Origin of the sequence: Bacillus sp. CGMCC 1.16607, assembly GCF_042683745.1 — a bacterium.
In the GTDB taxonomy this organism is placed as follows: Bacteria; Bacillota; Bacilli; order Bacillales; family Cytobacillaceae; genus Pseudoneobacillus.
Genome location: NZ_JBHUJX010000025.1, coordinates 410,812 through 425,780 on the forward strand (window position 1 = coordinate 410,812; position 14,969 = coordinate 425,780).

The following is a 14,969-nucleotide window of genomic DNA, read 5'->3' on the forward strand; positions in this document are numbered from 1 at the left end:
TTCTATCTCTTTTAAGAGAGTTCCTTTATTTTCAATTCAATCGGTGTTCTTGGCTTATCCTGAGGGATTTCTTCTGGATATCCTACACTTATTACACCAATCACGTCATATTCTTCGGTTACACCTAAGATGTCACGATTCTTTTTGGATGCACCAGTAGAAGACCAAAAGCTTCCGATTCCCTCCGCCCATGCAGCGAGCATAAAATTTTGAATAAAGCATGACGTTGCAGCCATATTTTCTTCTCTTTCTATAACAGTAGAACCTTTCTTTGATAAAACAGCGAATACCACTGAAGCGTTTCCGAAATTCGTTTTATGGTTTAAGTCGGTTCTTGTTTTAGGACCAACAAACAAAACTTCCCAAGGTTCTGTCATTTTGTGATTTGGGGCTTTACTTGCTGCCTCTAACCAGGAAATAATGACATTCCGTTCAATCGGATCACTTTTAAATTTTTTTATTGTACGTCGTGAAGTTATAATTTCAACAATACTCAAACCATTTCCACCTTTCAAAATACAACTAATTGCATTAATTACTAGCCTTAAGGCAATCACAAAAGAGAAGTTAAATGAAATAATGATCATAAATAGATATAATGATACCATATACTAAAAAATCAATTGGGAGGTACGTTGATGACAATATATGATTTTGAAGTGAAAACAATTCGCGGTGAGGTCCAATCTTTAAAGGATTTCTCAGGCAAAGTAATATTAATCGTCAATACAGCAAGTGAATGTGGCTTTACCCCACAATATGAAGGCCTTCAAAAATTATATGAAAAATATAAAGCTCGCGGTTTCGAGATTCTAGGATTCCCAAGTAACCAATTCGGGGCACAGGAACCAGGAACAAATGATGAAATAATAGAGTTCTGCCAATTGAATTACGGAGTCACATTCCCAATGTACGCCAAAGTGGATGTTAAAGGAGAAAATGCAGAGCCGCTTTTCAAGTATTTATCAAAAGAAGCACCTGGAATCCTTGGTTCGAAATCGATCAAATGGAATTTCACCAAGTTTCTTATCGATTCTAATGGAAATGTGATCAAACGATTTGCATCGACAGATGGGCCTGAAAAGCTTGAAGAAGATATCCTACATTTATTAGGAAAATGAAAAAGAGAAACTATTTGGCCAAAACCACAACAAGCACAATCAAACGCTTGTTGTGGTATAATTATGGAAAATATATAGGAGTGATTATTTTGGCAAAATCAAAAGCAAAAAAGCTACGCGAAAAATTAGTCCGTGAAGGAAGAAGAAATCCAGCGGATAGCAGAAGTCCTTTCGTCTTTGCAGACATGAGAACACGAAAAACAAAGACGAAAAAAGACCATCTATATCTTTTTAAAAGAAAGAACCATTCTTCCGACGCAGGATATGATGGTTCTTTTTATTTTGGATAATATAAAAAGGACGATCCAAATTAATTTGGACCATCCTAGCTAACTATTTCTCCAAAACAAAATTTGCCTCACCAATACCAAGTTCCGTATTGACCTCAATTTTCACATCGGCATTTTTATAAGCCTCATTGACATAAACGCCATTACCTTCTGAAATAAAGCCTTTGAAATCCGTATGGCCAATTCCTTTAGAGGATTTAATCTTCACCCCAACATCTTTTGGCAGGATAATCGTCGACTGACCTACTCCCATCTCTAGATCCACATCAAAACTCTCTTTCCAATCACCACTTAAGTCAACCGTGATATCGCCAACACCGGCATCAATATCTAAACTGCTTAACTGCAATCCTTGTAAATCAAGCTTTGTTTCCGAAGCCCCAGAATTCACTGATAGATCAATCGGAACTTTGTTTGAAAGCTGTAGATCCCAATCATTTTTGATGTCACCCATTTTGATGCCAGAGAAATTCTTTTTCGACTGCTCAATAACAAGTTTTCCGTTTTGACCAGAACGCTTGTATTTCACTTTTGGCTCAAGGTCATCGATATTATAATCAATTTCCCCCTCAACCCACTCTTTTGTACCCTCCGACACATTTAGCTGTCCAGCCCCGATGTTTAAAGTGATATCTAATTGCTTTACTTTATCTTCTTTAATATGAATTTTTTCAGATTGATCTGATTTTCCATTTACAATACTGCTACAACCTGCTACCCACATTAAATTTGCCGCAACCACTAACCCTAATACTATATTCTTTTTCATTTTTTCATTCCTCCTGTTATTTCTACCTTAATCACATTATAGGAAAAGATCTTAAAGTAAAATAACGGCTCTGGAATGAATTACCACTAAGACTTGAGACCTAGTGAGACAAATGACAAACTTAAAAACCTCTATTTTTTATTAAACGCTTTGCGTCCAATGCGTTCAAATGTCCTTGGAAATAAGGCGTAAATGACACTCCCAAGGTTCATCCAGCGCGGCAAATTAATCTCGCGTGTTTTCGTTAGCATCGCACTTACAACTTTGTTTGCTACATAATCGGGCTGCAGCATAAATCTTTGGACATTTTTCACATATGTTCCCTGCTCATCAGCGATATTAAAAAAATTAGTAGCAATCGGGCCAGGGTTAACCGTTGTAACGAAGACATTTTGATCCGCTAACTCCATTCGGAGACTGTTAGAGTACCCTAAAACCGCATGCTTTGTTGCTGAGTACACACTTGATTTAGGGGTCGCAATTTTTCCAGCTTGTGAAGCAATATTGATAATATGACCAAAACGTCGCTCTCGCATTTTCGGTAACACTTTACTTGTACAAGCCATTAGTCCGACGACATTTACATCAAACATTGATTTTATTTCCTCAATAGATGCCGCATGAGCTTCACGGAATACCCCGAATCCAGCATTATTTACTAATATATCAATGGACTTCATTTCTTCAAAGATTGCATGAAAAACACGCTCGATTTCTTCCATGTTGGAAACATCCAGGTGATAAACGATTATTTTAATTGAGTATCTTTCTTCTAATTCCTTTTTTATTTGCTGCAATTTATCGATGCTTCGAGCAAGCAAAGCTAGATTGGCCCCTTTGGCAGCGCACAGCTTAGCGATCTCGGCACCAATTCCACTTGAAGCTCCCGTGATGACAATATTTCTCCCAAGTAATGACGGCATGATTTCACCTCGCAGAATAAAGATATTTTTGTTGATCCTTTATTTGATCAATTTCCTCTATATCCAATAAATAATCTAATTGTCCAACTGTTTCTGAAATGGTAAGTGAAAATTCCTTTTCATAAACAGTTGGAAATAGCCGCTTACAAATTTCGAATACAGAGAGGGGTCCTTCTTTAAGGAATTCCTTTACTGCCATCGCCCGTTCATGCTGCTTCTTTAATCTTTTATCAATTAACTGCGGTAAATTATAGACCTCTTCACCATGTCCTGTATAAACTTTTTGAATCGGATATTGGAGTAATTTTTTCAAAGATTGATTGTACTGGATAAGTGGTTTTGGTCTGTCCTCTTCTGAAATGTATGGTGGCTCTAACAATGGATTGGGTGAAATATGAGCCAAAATATGGTCGCCGCCGATTAAGACCCCATCGCTTTCCCGAAATAATGAGATATGGCTAAGAGCATGTCCGGGAGTAAAAATGATTTGCCAGTCTACTAAACCTGGTACGATGCTGTCTTCCTGTAGGGTACCCGTTAAGGAACGATTGCAGGAAAAACGTAATGTCTTTTTTAATTGATTTATATATGGAAAGTATGCATCGGGAATACCAAATTCGACAAAGAGCTTTTTATAGAAATCATCATGTTCTTTTAAAAACTGTTCAGATCGTAAAAGCCATCGCTCGTTTAAATAGTGACCGAACACTTCAACTGTTTTTGGCAAAAAGTCAAGCAATCCTACATGATCAGGATGATGATGGGTAAGTATTACTTGCTGAATATCATCAGGAGTTAGCATTAGATGATCGAGTTGATGCTGAAGTGAGTTCCAAGCATCCTCCGTTTTAGGGCCGCAATCTACGAGGGTTAGACGTGGGCCATTTATTAAAAACGCATTTACATCCCCAACAGCAAAAGGAGTTGGTAGCGTCAATTTCGCAATTCCATTTATCCATTCTGTCATTTTACTTGCTCCCTAATATTATTTTTAAATAAGGTATTTAAAGAGTTATATTTTTTCATGCCTATTATTATTTAAGTTTAACGATTCTTGTATCCATTGTCATTATTTTCACATAATTTAATGAAGAAAGAATATACACTAGGGCAAATTACGCTCTTGACAGACAATCCTCCCTTCCCTCATAATCACTATAAAATTTCATGAAGCAGAAGTGATGAATAAGACCAGTAGATGGACAATGACGAAAGAGAGTGAAACTAGGGAACCTGCTGAAAGGTTTCACCGTCCTCTTATCTATCGAACCTACCTTATGAGCTGTCAGGCAAACCTGACCGTGTCTCCGACGTTAATGGATTAAGAAGCATCTTTCTAGTGAAACGGACACGTTTCATATCAGAAGATGAATGAAGGTGGTACCACGGGAGCTAAGACCTTTCGTCCTTTTTACGGACGAAGGGTCTTTTTATTTTTCACAAAAAATGAACCAGGAGGAGATGGAAGTGAAAAAGATTGCAATCATTGGTGCTGGTTCGATAGCTGAGGCATTAATCTCAGGAATGGTTGATCATCACTTTATTGATCGTAGAAATATATGGATTACCAACCGTAGCGATAGCTTGAAACTGGAGAAGCTTCAAGGAGAATTTCAAATTAATACGACGTATGATTTATTTGATTTAATGACAGGAGCAGACATCGTAATACTTACAATGAAGCCCAAGGATGCAGGTAGCGCGATAGAAATGATAAAACCATTTCTGACAGAGAAAATGTTAATGGTATCCGTTCTTGCAGGAGTTTCACTTCAAACAATTGAAGAACTTGCTGAACGTCCATTAGCGATTATAAGAGCCATGCCGAACACGTCCGCAGCCATCGGCAAGTCCGCAACAGCATTAGCTTATAATACACACTCTACTTTAGAGCAAGTGGAATGTGTGAAAAAAATGTTTGATACGATTGGTTTAACTCGATTTGTTGAAGAAGCTCAGCTTGATGCCGTAACTGGTCTTTCTGGAAGTGGTCCTGCTTATTTTTATTATCTTGTAGAGGCTATGGAGAAAAGTGCTGTGGAAATCGGCCTGGAGCCAAAACTAGCCAAAGAGTTGATTGTTCAAACTTTATTGGGGACTGCTGAAATGCTAACAAAATCACAAAAACCGTCCTACCAGCTTCGCCGAGAAGTCACAAGCCCAGGCGGAACAACCGAAGCAGGAATCCGAGTACTAGAGCAATACAACGTACAAGAAGCCTTCATCACATGCATCATCGAAGCAACCAACCAATCAAAAAAACTCGGAACCGAATTCAAATCCACTTTGCCACATTAACGCACCGGGGGTCAGTCCCCCGGTGCGTTAATGCGGCAAAGCGTTTTATAAGTTGTCTTAGTTCGCTATTTTTTCTTTAATTGTTATAATGAAAAAGAAAATTTAGTATAACGAAATAAAGGAGGAGTTTTTTATGTCAATGACTAAGCTTTTTACTCCGTATACGATTAAGGATATGACTTTGAAAAACCGTATTGTTATGGCGCCAATGTGTATGTACTCCAGTCATAATGAAGATGGCAAAGTAGAGAACTGGCACTACACTCACTACGTCAGTCGCGCTGTTGGCCAAGTTGGTTTAATTATATTAGAAGCTACAGCAGTCACCCCACAAGGGAGAATCTCTCCCCAGGATTTAGGAATATGGAGTGATGATCATATCGACGGTCTTAGCAAGCTCGTTCAATTAATAAAAGAGCATGGAGCTGCTACCGGAATTCAGATCGCTCATGCTGGACGTAAAGCAGTGCTTGAAGGTGAAATTATTGCCCCTTCCTCTCTTCCATTCAATGACAAAATGAAGACACCAAAAGAAATGAGTAAAGAAGATATTACAATAACGGTAGAAGCCTTTAAAGCAGGAGCAGAACGAGCGAAAAAAGCTGGATTCGATGTGATTGAAATTCATGGGGCACATGGATATTTAATTAACGAGTTCCTCTCACCGCTTTCCAATCAACGAAATGACGAATATGGTGGTTCAGCAGAAAATCGATATCGTTTCCTTCGAGAGGTTATTGAAGCCGTTAAAACTGTTTGGAATGGGCCTTTATTTGTCCGTGTATCTGCAAATGACTACCACGATGGAGGTTTAACTCCGGAAGATTATGTTACATATAGCCTTTGGATGAAGGAACAAGGGGTGGACCTAATCGATGTTAGCTCAGGTGCAGTCGTTCCAGCAGCAATACATGTTTATCCTGGCTATCAGGTAAAATTTGCTGAAAAAATTAGAGAAGAAGCTCAAATTCCAACGGGGGCAGTTGGCCTCATAACAACCGGTATACAAGCAGAAGAAATTTTACAAAATGAACGCGCTGATCTAATCTTTATCGCAAGAGAGCTGTTAAGAGATCCGTATTGGCCACGAACTGCAGCAAAAGAGCTTGGGACGAAAATCGAAAGTCCGAATCAATATGAGCGGGGTTGGCTTTAAAAAACAATAAAAAGACTCCACACTTTATAAGTGAATTGGAGTCTTTCTTTCTATATCAAAAATTCTTTAAAATCCTCCACTACTTCCGAATTGGCAAAAACCTCTTTCGCCTCTTTTTCTAACATTAAAACTGATTCTCGATCATAACGCGAACTAATATGGGTCAAATAGAGTTTCCCCACCTGTGCTTTAGCAGCAATTTCAGCAGCCTGCCCAGTCGTTGAATGGTAATAATCATAGGCTAGTTGCTCATCATCTTTCGCAAATGTCGCTTCATGAACAAGAACATCAGCATTTTTAGCAAGTACAAGCGCATTATCACATTTCCTTGTATCTCCTAAAATAGTGACGACACGCCCTTTTTGCGCCTCACCAAGAAATTCGGAAGCTTCAATCATCTCCCCATTCTCTAACAAAACAGATTCTCCTTCTTTAATTTTTCGATAAAGAGGACCTGGCTGAATTCCCATTTGTAATAGCTTGTCTACTAATAGTGTCCCTGGTTTGTCCTTTTCAACAACACGAAAGCCGTAAGAAGGAATCCCATGCTCTAAAAGCTTTGCTTTAACAATAAACTGCTCATCTTCAAAAATCACGCCATCCCCTATTTCAACCACCTTTAGGGGATACTTTAAATACGTCTGGCTGACCTCTAAACTAATGCGAATGTACTCTTCGATTCCCTTAGGACCATATACCGTTAATTCCGTTTCCCCTCCTTGAAAGGATCGACTCGCAAGAAGCCCGGGCAGACCATAAATATGATCACCATGCATATGCGTAATAAAGATTTTCTCTAGACGTCGTGGTTTAATTGGGGTATGTAAAATTTGATGCTGGGTCGCTTCCCCACAGTCAAAAAGCCATATAGAACCTCTTTCTTCTAAAAGCTTTAAGGCGATCGAAGTCACATTTCGATGTTTGGCAGGAATTCCAGCACCTGTTCCTAAAAAAAACAGCTTCACTCTCATCCATCTCCTTTATATAGTAAGAATTCGAGGCAAACATCGAATTCTCATTTACAACTAATATAACATAATTTATACAATTCTCTCTTTCAGAAAACAAATCGTGGGAATACTGGATAGTCTTTTACACTTCTTCGAAAGCTAAGGAAAGAAACTAAAATTTGCGCATTTCTTGTCGAAACGATAAAATTTAATATTGGTTTGATCTTTTTTATTAATTCATTTATATCAATTACATAAAGTGAGGTACTAATCGTGACACATAAAGAAAAACCAACAGCTTTGATTATGATTTTTGGAGCAACAGGGGACTTAGCTAATCGCAAACTATTTCCATCTCTCTATCAATTGTTTATAAAAGGCAAGCTATCAGAGCGTTTTGCGGTAATAGGAGTTGCCCGAAGAACACTGACTACAGAACAATTCCAAACAAATGTAAAAGAATCCATTTCTACATTCTTAGGAACGACAGAAAAAATTGATGAATTTATCTCCCATTTCTATTACCAATCACATGATATTGCTGATCCAAGCTCCTATGCTGTACTGAAAAGTCTTGCAAAAGAACTTGACAATCATTACAACTTAGAAGGAAATCGCATCTTCTATTTAGCGATGGCTCCAGAATTTTTCGGTCAAATTGCCGAACATTTGAAATCAGACGGTTTAACAGATGTAAACGGATTTAAACGTTTAGTCATCGAAAAACCGTTCGGTCATAGTTTAGACACGGCAAACACGTTAAATGATCAAATCAGAAAAGCTTTTTCAGAAAATGAAATCTACCGAATTGACCATTATTTAGGAAAGGAAATGGTACAAAATATCGAAGTCATTCGATTTGCCAATGCCATTTTCGAACCACTTTGGAATAATCGATATATTTCAAACATACAGGTTACATCTAGTGAAACGCTAGGAGTAGAGGAACGCGGACGTTATTATGAAAATAGTGGGGCTTTAAGAGATATGGTTCAAAACCATATGCTACAAATGGTTGCGTTACTAGCAATGGAACCACCAATTAAATTAACGACAGATGAAATCCGTTCAGAAAAGGTGAAAGCACTTCGAGCGATGAGACCTTTTGAACACGAAGAAGTGGGACAATATTTTGTTCGTGGACAGTATGGAAAAGGAATCATAAAAGAAGAAAATGTTCCCTCTTATAGGGAAGAAAATATGGTTGACCCACAATCGAATACCGAGACATTTGTATCTGGAAAGCTGATGATTGATAATTTCCGTTGGGCTGGTGTGCCTTTTTATATAAGAACTGGCAAACGAATGACAGCGAAATCAACCAAAATCGTCGTTCAATTTAAAGATATCCCAATGAATCTTTATTATAAAACAGATCAAACATTAAGCCCTAACCTCCTTGTTATCCATATTCAACCAGAAGAAGGAATTACATTATATTTAAATGCCAAAAAATCCGGTCAAAAAATGGATGCGACACCAATCAAACTAAATTTTGCTAATAAAGGTGTAGACGCTATGAATACTCCTGAAGCATATGAAACTCTTTTGTTTGATTGTATGCGCGGCGATGCAACAAACTTTACCCATTGGGACGAAGTGGCTCTTTCTTGGGCATTTGTTGATAAAATATCACAAGTATGGGAAAACGAAAAGGAACAGAGCTTTCCAAACTATGAATCAGGTTCAATGGGACCAAAAGCATCAGATGATTTACTAGAAAAAGACGGATTCTTCTGGTGGCCAATTACGGACTTAGACGTCGAAAAATGTTAAAAATGGGAGATATTCAAATGAAAATTATTGATATTACAGCACCTATTTTTGAAGGAATGCCTGTTTATAAAAACAAGCCTGAAAAACAACCAAAAATCGAAACGGTTACAAATGCGCACGTCACCGAATCACGAATTAGTCTAGATGTTCATACGGGAACACATGTTGACGCCCCTCTTCATATGATGAATGATGGAAAAACAATCGAAACACTTCCGATTGAAAGACTCGTTCGATCCTGCAAAGTGTTTGATTTAACAAGCGCTTCTGAAAAAATTACAAAAGAGGATATTAAAGATTTGTCAATCAATCAAGGTGACTTTATTCTCTTTAAAACCAAGAATTCGTATGATGACCAGTTTAATTTCGAATTTATTTATGTAGCAGAAGATGCTGCTGAATACTTGGCTGAAATTGGCATAAGCGGCGTCGGCATCGATGCCCTTGGTATTGAACGTGCCCAAGAAGGTCACCCAACCCATCGTGCGCTAATGGGTAAAGATATTATCATTATTGAAGGAATTCGATTAAAAGAGGTTGAAGCTGGAGAATATTTCATGGTTGCTGCCCCACTCAAACTTCAAGGCGTCGATGCATCACCGGCAAGAATACTCTTACTGGACGGACTTAACAAATAAATGAAAAGGGGAAGATGTTACACGATCGTGTCATCCTCCCCTCTTTTTTATATCCAGCTCCAGCGCCTAGCCCCTAGAGGTCAAATGTTCGGCACCCAAAAAGTCAAAGAACGACTTTCCGGGTGCCGAAGCATTTGCTTGTCGGGGCTGATCAAGGCGCTTCCGTTTTATTGTAAAAAATCCCGATTAAAACTAGTAAACGTCCCTGCTTGATTCTTTTGAATCTCCTTTTCACTCGCTTGTTCAATTATATTTTTTCCATACTTTTCTTTCAACATTGCCACCGTTTGAATAAGTGGCTCTTTTTTTGCTTCTTTTTCATAAGAAAATAAATCGAGTTGCTTGAAGGCATGATCGTGATCAGTTAAATCCGTTGAAGTGATCCCTAAAAGGCGAATGGGATCTCCATTCCAATGTTTTAAAAATAAGTTTTTTGCACTTACGAAAATCTCTTCCTGTTTAAAAAATGGATTAGCCATTTTCTTACTTCTAGTGATCGTTTTACGATCTTTAAAACGAATGGTAATTCCTATCGTTGTGGCAACCACTTTCTTTCTTTTCATCCGAATTGAAACCGTTTCTGCAAGTTTATCCAACACACGAAATAATTCCTGTTGATTGGTAGTATCTTTAGGAAGTGTCGTCGAATTACCAATTGATTTAAACTCATCAACTGCTTCTGGATCTACTACTCTCTGATCCTTTCCATTTGCTCTTTCTTTCATACGAATACCGTTAATTCCTAACAAAGCTTTCAACTGAATATCATTAGCTATCGCTAAGTCGCCAACAGTATGTATGCCAATTGTTTTTAATTTCTCTGCTGTTTTCTTGCCCACACCGTGCATTTCATTCGTAGGCAGTGGCCATAGAACTGCTTTAATATCCCTTTTCCTAAGAACAGTGATTCCCATAGGTTTTTTCATATCAGAAGCTGTTTTTGCTAAAAATTTATTCGGCGCAATACCTATACTGCATGGTAGATCAAGCTCTTCTAAAATTTTTTTTTGTAATGTTTGAGCTATTTCTAAAGGACTGCCAAATCGATAGCTTTCTGTAATATCGACATAGCCTTCATCAATTGAAACGGGTTCAACTAAGTCGGAGTATTGACGCAGAATTTCGAACATCTGTAATGATGCCGTCCGATAACGATCAAAGTTAGGCTTCATCATGATCAGATCAGGACACAGCTTCTTTGCTTCCCAAAGTGCCATCGTCGTTTTAACGCCAAACTTCCTTGCCTCATAGCTACATGTAATAATGATGCCACGTCTTTCTTCAACATTTCCGGCAATTGCAAGTGGCTTTCCCTTTAAGGTAGGATCAAAAGCCATTTCAACAGAGGCATAAAAACTATTCATATCAACATGTAAAATGACCCTACCATTTTTCGGATAAAACTCTTTCATTACAGCCACTTCCTTTAACTTTTCATCACACATTTATTTTACCATACAGGAATACGATGAAAAAATTTGAAATAGAATAGAAGGTCACTATTAATAGTGGCAAAATTCAAAATAATATACTATGATTAAAAGAAGAAATGATTTATAATTAGTTTTGCGAAATATTTGAAATACGAAATAATGGAGGGGTAAAAATGACAACTACAGCAGAAAAACGCTATGTCCGTTCAGAAGTTCCTGAGCATTTAACTTGGAAGCTAGATGATTTATTTCCAACCTTCGAAAGCTGGGAAAAAGAATTAAAATCGATTGAGGCAGACCTTTCTACCGTAACACAATATAAAGGTACATTTGAAAGTGGAGCGAAAAGCTTTTGCGAATGCCTACTAGCTCAAGAAAAACTTCAGCAGCGATTAGTTCTTGTTGGTACTTATGCTAATTTAAGACAAACAGAAGATGGCACAAATCCAGTCAACCAAGCCAACTCTTCCCAATTTGCTGCATTATTTACTAAGGTTAATGCATCACTCTCATTTATTTCGTCGGAAATTCTCTCTCTTCCAGAGGGGACTGTTGAGGCATACATAGATGAATTGACGGAACTTGCTCCTTTCCGCAAAAACTTAACCGAACTACTAGAATCAAAGAAACATAAATTATCACCCGAAACAGAAGTTGCTTTAGCTTCATTAGGAGAAGTTCATGGAGCACCATATAAAATCTACGAAATGAGTAAGTCAGCAGATATGCAATTCTCTTCCTTCCAAGATGGAGAAGGAAATGAACTGCCTAACTCATTTGCTTTATTTGAAGATCGTTATGAATTTTCAGCAGACACAACCATTCGCCGAAACGCATATGACTCATTCGTTTCAACATTAAAACAATATAAAAATACGTTTGCCACTACTTATGCAACAGAGGTAAAAAAACAAGTAGCGATGGCAAAATTAAGAAACTATGAATCTGTCACACATATGCTACTAGACCCGCAACAAGTATCGGTCGAGATGTATCATAATCAGCTTGATATCATTCAAAAAGAGTTAGCACCGCATATGAGAAGATTTGCTAACTTAAAGAAACAAGTGTTAGGTTTAGATAAAATGTTATTCTGTGATTTAAAGGCACCTTTAGACCCTGATTTTAATCCAAAAACTACTTATGAAGAAGCAAGTAAAGTCATTTTAGAGTCTTTAAAGGTAATGGGGCCTGAATACGGCGAAATTATGGAAAAAGGATTGTCAGAAAGATGGGTAGACCTAGCTGATAATGTAGGTAAATCTACTGGTGCATTCTGCTCAAGCCCATATGGATCGCATCCATATATTTTAATCACTTGGACGGATACGATGCGTGGTGCATTTGTCCTTACCCATGAGCTTGGCCATGCTGGACATTTCTATCTTGCAAATAAAAATCAACGCATCTTTAATACAAGACCATCTACTTATTTTGTGGAGGCACCATCGACAATGAATGAGCTCCTATTAGGACAGCATTTATTGAAAAATACCGAAGATACACAAATGAAACGTTGGGTCATTCTTCAATTACTGGGAACGTATTATCATAATTTTGTTACTCATTTACTTGAAGGTGAGTACCAACGTCAAGTTTATGCTCATGCTGAACAAGGAAAACCGTTAACTGCAACAACTCTTTGTGATATTAAAGGAGATGTCCTGAAATCATTCTGGGGTGATTCTGTAGAAATCGATGAAGGTGCAAGCTTAACTTGGATGCGTCAACCACATTATTATATGGGACTTTATCCATATACGTACTCTGCAGGACTTACAGCTTCCACAGCAGTTGCCCAAATGATTCAAGAAGAGGGGCAACCAGTTGTTGATCGTTGGCTGGAAGTTTTAAAATCCGGTGGAACAATGAAACCGCAAGACTTATTGAAACATGCTGGTGTTGACATGACAAAACCAGATGCGATTAAGAAAGCTGTTTCTTTTGTTGGTTCATTAGTTGATGAATTAGAGCAATCCTATTAAGAAAAGCGCAAGGCGCCCGGAGCTGGACGTGGACTGTACAAGTTAGGAAGGTATCCACATCCGAGTATTTTATAGTTTCTTTAACAATAAGAAAAAACACAAAGCGAAATTTCCATTCAGTCGCTTTGTGTTTTTTTGATTACATCGTCTGAACAAAGAGTTCGTCCCCTTCCAACCACTCTGCAAGAAAAACCTTTTTGTAATTATCCACTCCCTGGGCTTGTAATTTCCCTTGTAACCATTCTTCATCAAAACCTAAATCTTTCACTTCGTCCCATAAAACAACTCCGTCCCGAATTAAACTAACAGGTACATATACAGGTTGGTCAAGCATTTGAAAGTCTTCCTGAGTTGTTTTCTGGTATTTTGATTTTTTTAATATACTAAGTGAGCCATTGGCTTCTAAATAACAATACGCAACTTCTCTAATGGAAAAGGTTTCACTTTGACGAAGCATGCTTTGTAATAGATTGATATTTAAGCGGCTTTTTTTGAGTGCTTCCCGGTCGACAACTCCATTTTTTATTAAAGCAGTAGGCTTCCCTTCAAATATGCCCCGAAGGAATAAAGATTTTTGTCCAATAAGTTCTACTAAAAATAACATCACTGCCCAAAGAGACATAGAGTAAATAATATAAGGAATACCAATATTATGATCATACAGAGCATTTCCTAATAGTTCCCCTAAAACAACAGCAGCAATAAAAGTAAAAGGACTAATTTGATTAATAATTTTCTTACCAACAAACTTTACAATGCCAAATAATAAGAAAAATCCAATAACTAATTCACTCGTCAAATATAAAAATTTCATAGACTCCATCCATTCCTAAATAATTACATTGCTTCAGGAACTATTTTTTGCAAAAAGCAGCCAGAGAATACAAAAAAGCCACCATTACTGATGACTTTTCATGTATTCCTTAATTTCTTTAATTCCTTCTAAGGATTGAACTAGTTTTAAAGGATCGATTAATGTTATTAGACCCGAATCAAGATTTGCAACTCCAGTAAAGTAAGAAGTTTTAGAGTATGCAACTAAACCAACCTGTTTGATCTTTTCAGCTGGAATGTCGATTATTTCTTTTGCATCTTCAACAAAGATCCCAATGGATAATTCTTCTGTCTTCAGGACGATTAAGCGAGATGATTCTGTCTGTTCTAATTGACGCCGATAAAAGATCTGTTCTAAATCAATAACTGGAACGAGCTCTCCTCTTACGACCATCATTCCTTTTACATAATTAGGAAGATGAGGAATAGGTGTAATTCCCTCCAACTTTTCGATCGAAATGACATATTGAATAGAAATTGCATATTCTTCTTTATTTACCTGGAAAACGACAACTTTATTGGATTCTACCATTTCAGAGCCTCCTATTTATTACGTTTGTACTACTACTATACATTAATTTACACCTTATTAATAGAAAAAAGAGAGCCAAAAGGCCCTCTACTTTACTTTTATCCCACTATAACGGGCAGTAAGATCCCCACCTCAAGATTCTGAGTGAACAAAGAATATAGGTGGGAAGATCAACTGCCCATAATGGTCCGACGACGGACAGGATGTCCTGGTCAGGCGAAGGCACAGGACGTGCCGTTCTGTGCGTGATTAGTTCAACTAACC

15 protein-coding genes are annotated in these 14,969 nt (G+C 37.7%); 7 read left to right on the plus strand and 8 right to left on the minus strand.

Going from position 1 to position 14,969, the window contains the following annotated elements; translation table 11 throughout:
• Positions 1-11: 11 nt before the first annotated feature.
• Positions 12-497: a nitroreductase family protein gene (locus ACFSO7_RS18535; RefSeq protein ID WP_377878855.1), complete on the minus strand. Its 486-nt coding sequence runs from the start codon at positions 495-497 to the stop codon at positions 12-14.
• A 141-nt stretch (positions 498-638) separates the two neighbouring features.
• On the opposite strand from ACFSO7_RS18535, the gene ACFSO7_RS18540 reads away from it, so the two are divergent.
• Both ACFSO7_RS18540 and ACFSO7_RS18545 read left to right on the plus strand, forming a co-directional pair.
• A complete protein-coding gene (locus ACFSO7_RS18540; RefSeq protein WP_377878856.1) occupies positions 639-1,121 on the plus strand; it encodes a glutathione peroxidase in 483 nt (160 codons plus the stop codon).
• Positions 1,122-1,210: 89 nt separating this feature from the next.
• Positions 1,211-1,411: a hypothetical protein gene (locus ACFSO7_RS18545; RefSeq protein WP_377878857.1), complete on the plus strand. Its 201-nt coding sequence runs from the start codon at positions 1,211-1,213 to the stop codon at positions 1,409-1,411.
• Positions 1,412-1,454: 43 nt separating this feature from the next.
• Here the strand turns inward: ACFSO7_RS18545 and ACFSO7_RS18550 are convergent, their stop codons facing one another.
• The 3 genes from ACFSO7_RS18550 to ACFSO7_RS18560 form a co-directional block, all read right to left on the minus strand.
• Positions 1,455-2,180: a toast rack family protein gene (locus tag ACFSO7_RS18550; RefSeq protein ID WP_377878858.1), complete on the minus strand. Its 726-nt coding sequence runs from the start codon at positions 2,178-2,180 to the stop codon at positions 1,455-1,457.
• A 131-nt stretch (positions 2,181-2,311) separates the two neighbouring features.
• Positions 2,312-3,103 carry an SDR family NAD(P)-dependent oxidoreductase gene (locus ACFSO7_RS18555; RefSeq protein WP_377878860.1) on the minus strand — a complete coding sequence of 264 codons (792 nt, stop codon included), beginning with the start codon at positions 3,101-3,103 and terminating at the stop codon, positions 2,312-2,314.
• A 4-nt stretch (positions 3,104-3,107) separates the two neighbouring features.
• A complete protein-coding gene (locus ACFSO7_RS18560) occupies positions 3,108-4,070 on the minus strand; it encodes an MBL fold metallo-hydrolase (protein ID WP_377878861.1) in 963 nt (320 codons plus the stop codon).
• A 479-nt stretch (positions 4,071-4,549) separates the two neighbouring features.
• Here ACFSO7_RS18560 and proC point away from each other — a divergent pair, with 479 nt between their 5' ends.
• Positions 4,550-5,401: a pyrroline-5-carboxylate reductase gene (proC, locus tag ACFSO7_RS18565; protein WP_377879475.1), complete on the plus strand. Its 852-nt coding sequence runs from the start codon at positions 4,550-4,552 to the stop codon at positions 5,399-5,401.
• Positions 5,402-5,534: 133 nt separating this feature from the next.
• The gene (namA, locus tag ACFSO7_RS18570) at positions 5,535-6,557 is read left to right on the plus strand and encodes an NADPH dehydrogenase NamA (protein ID WP_377878862.1); all 1,023 of its coding nucleotides are present in this window, start codon (positions 5,535-5,537) and stop codon (positions 6,555-6,557) included.
• A gap of 50 nt (positions 6,558-6,607) precedes the next feature.
• On the opposite strand, the gene rnz is transcribed toward namA, so the two are convergent.
• On the minus strand, positions 6,608-7,522 hold the full coding sequence (rnz, locus tag ACFSO7_RS18575) for a ribonuclease Z (RefSeq protein ID WP_377878863.1): 915 nt from the start codon (positions 7,520-7,522) through the stop codon (positions 6,608-6,610).
• Between the two features lie 291 nt (positions 7,523-7,813).
• Between rnz and zwf the strand changes: the two genes are divergently transcribed.
• The gene (zwf, locus tag ACFSO7_RS18580) at positions 7,814-9,283 is read left to right on the plus strand and encodes a glucose-6-phosphate dehydrogenase (RefSeq protein WP_377879476.1); all 1,470 of its coding nucleotides are present in this window, start codon (positions 7,814-7,816) and stop codon (positions 9,281-9,283) included.
• Positions 9,284-9,300: 17 nt separating this feature from the next.
• Positions 9,301-9,921, plus strand: coding sequence for a cyclase family protein (locus ACFSO7_RS18585; protein WP_377878864.1), 621 nt, complete (start codon positions 9,301-9,303; stop codon positions 9,919-9,921).
• Between the two features lie 167 nt (positions 9,922-10,088).
• Here the strand turns inward: ACFSO7_RS18585 and ACFSO7_RS18590 are convergent, their stop codons facing one another.
• Complete coding sequence (locus ACFSO7_RS18590) at positions 10,089-11,333, minus strand: DNA polymerase IV (protein ID WP_377878865.1); 1,245 nt, start codon at positions 11,331-11,333, stop codon at positions 10,089-10,091.
• A 194-nt stretch (positions 11,334-11,527) separates the two neighbouring features.
• Between ACFSO7_RS18590 and pepF the strand changes: the two genes are divergently transcribed.
• On the plus strand, positions 11,528-13,339 hold the full coding sequence (gene pepF, locus ACFSO7_RS18595) for an oligoendopeptidase F (RefSeq protein WP_377878866.1): 1,812 nt from the start codon (positions 11,528-11,530) through the stop codon (positions 13,337-13,339).
• Positions 13,340-13,478: 139 nt separating this feature from the next.
• Here the strand turns inward: pepF and ACFSO7_RS18600 are convergent, their stop codons facing one another.
• Positions 13,479-14,153 carry a DUF421 domain-containing protein gene (locus ACFSO7_RS18600; protein ID WP_377878867.1) on the minus strand — a complete coding sequence of 225 codons (675 nt, stop codon included), beginning with the start codon at positions 14,151-14,153 and terminating at the stop codon, positions 13,479-13,481.
• 84 nt (positions 14,154-14,237) lie between these two features.
• The gene (locus ACFSO7_RS18605) at positions 14,238-14,705 is read right to left on the minus strand and encodes a chemotaxis protein CheW (RefSeq protein ID WP_377878868.1); all 468 of its coding nucleotides are present in this window, start codon (positions 14,703-14,705) and stop codon (positions 14,238-14,240) included.
• Between the last annotated feature and the right edge of the window lie 264 nt (positions 14,706-14,969).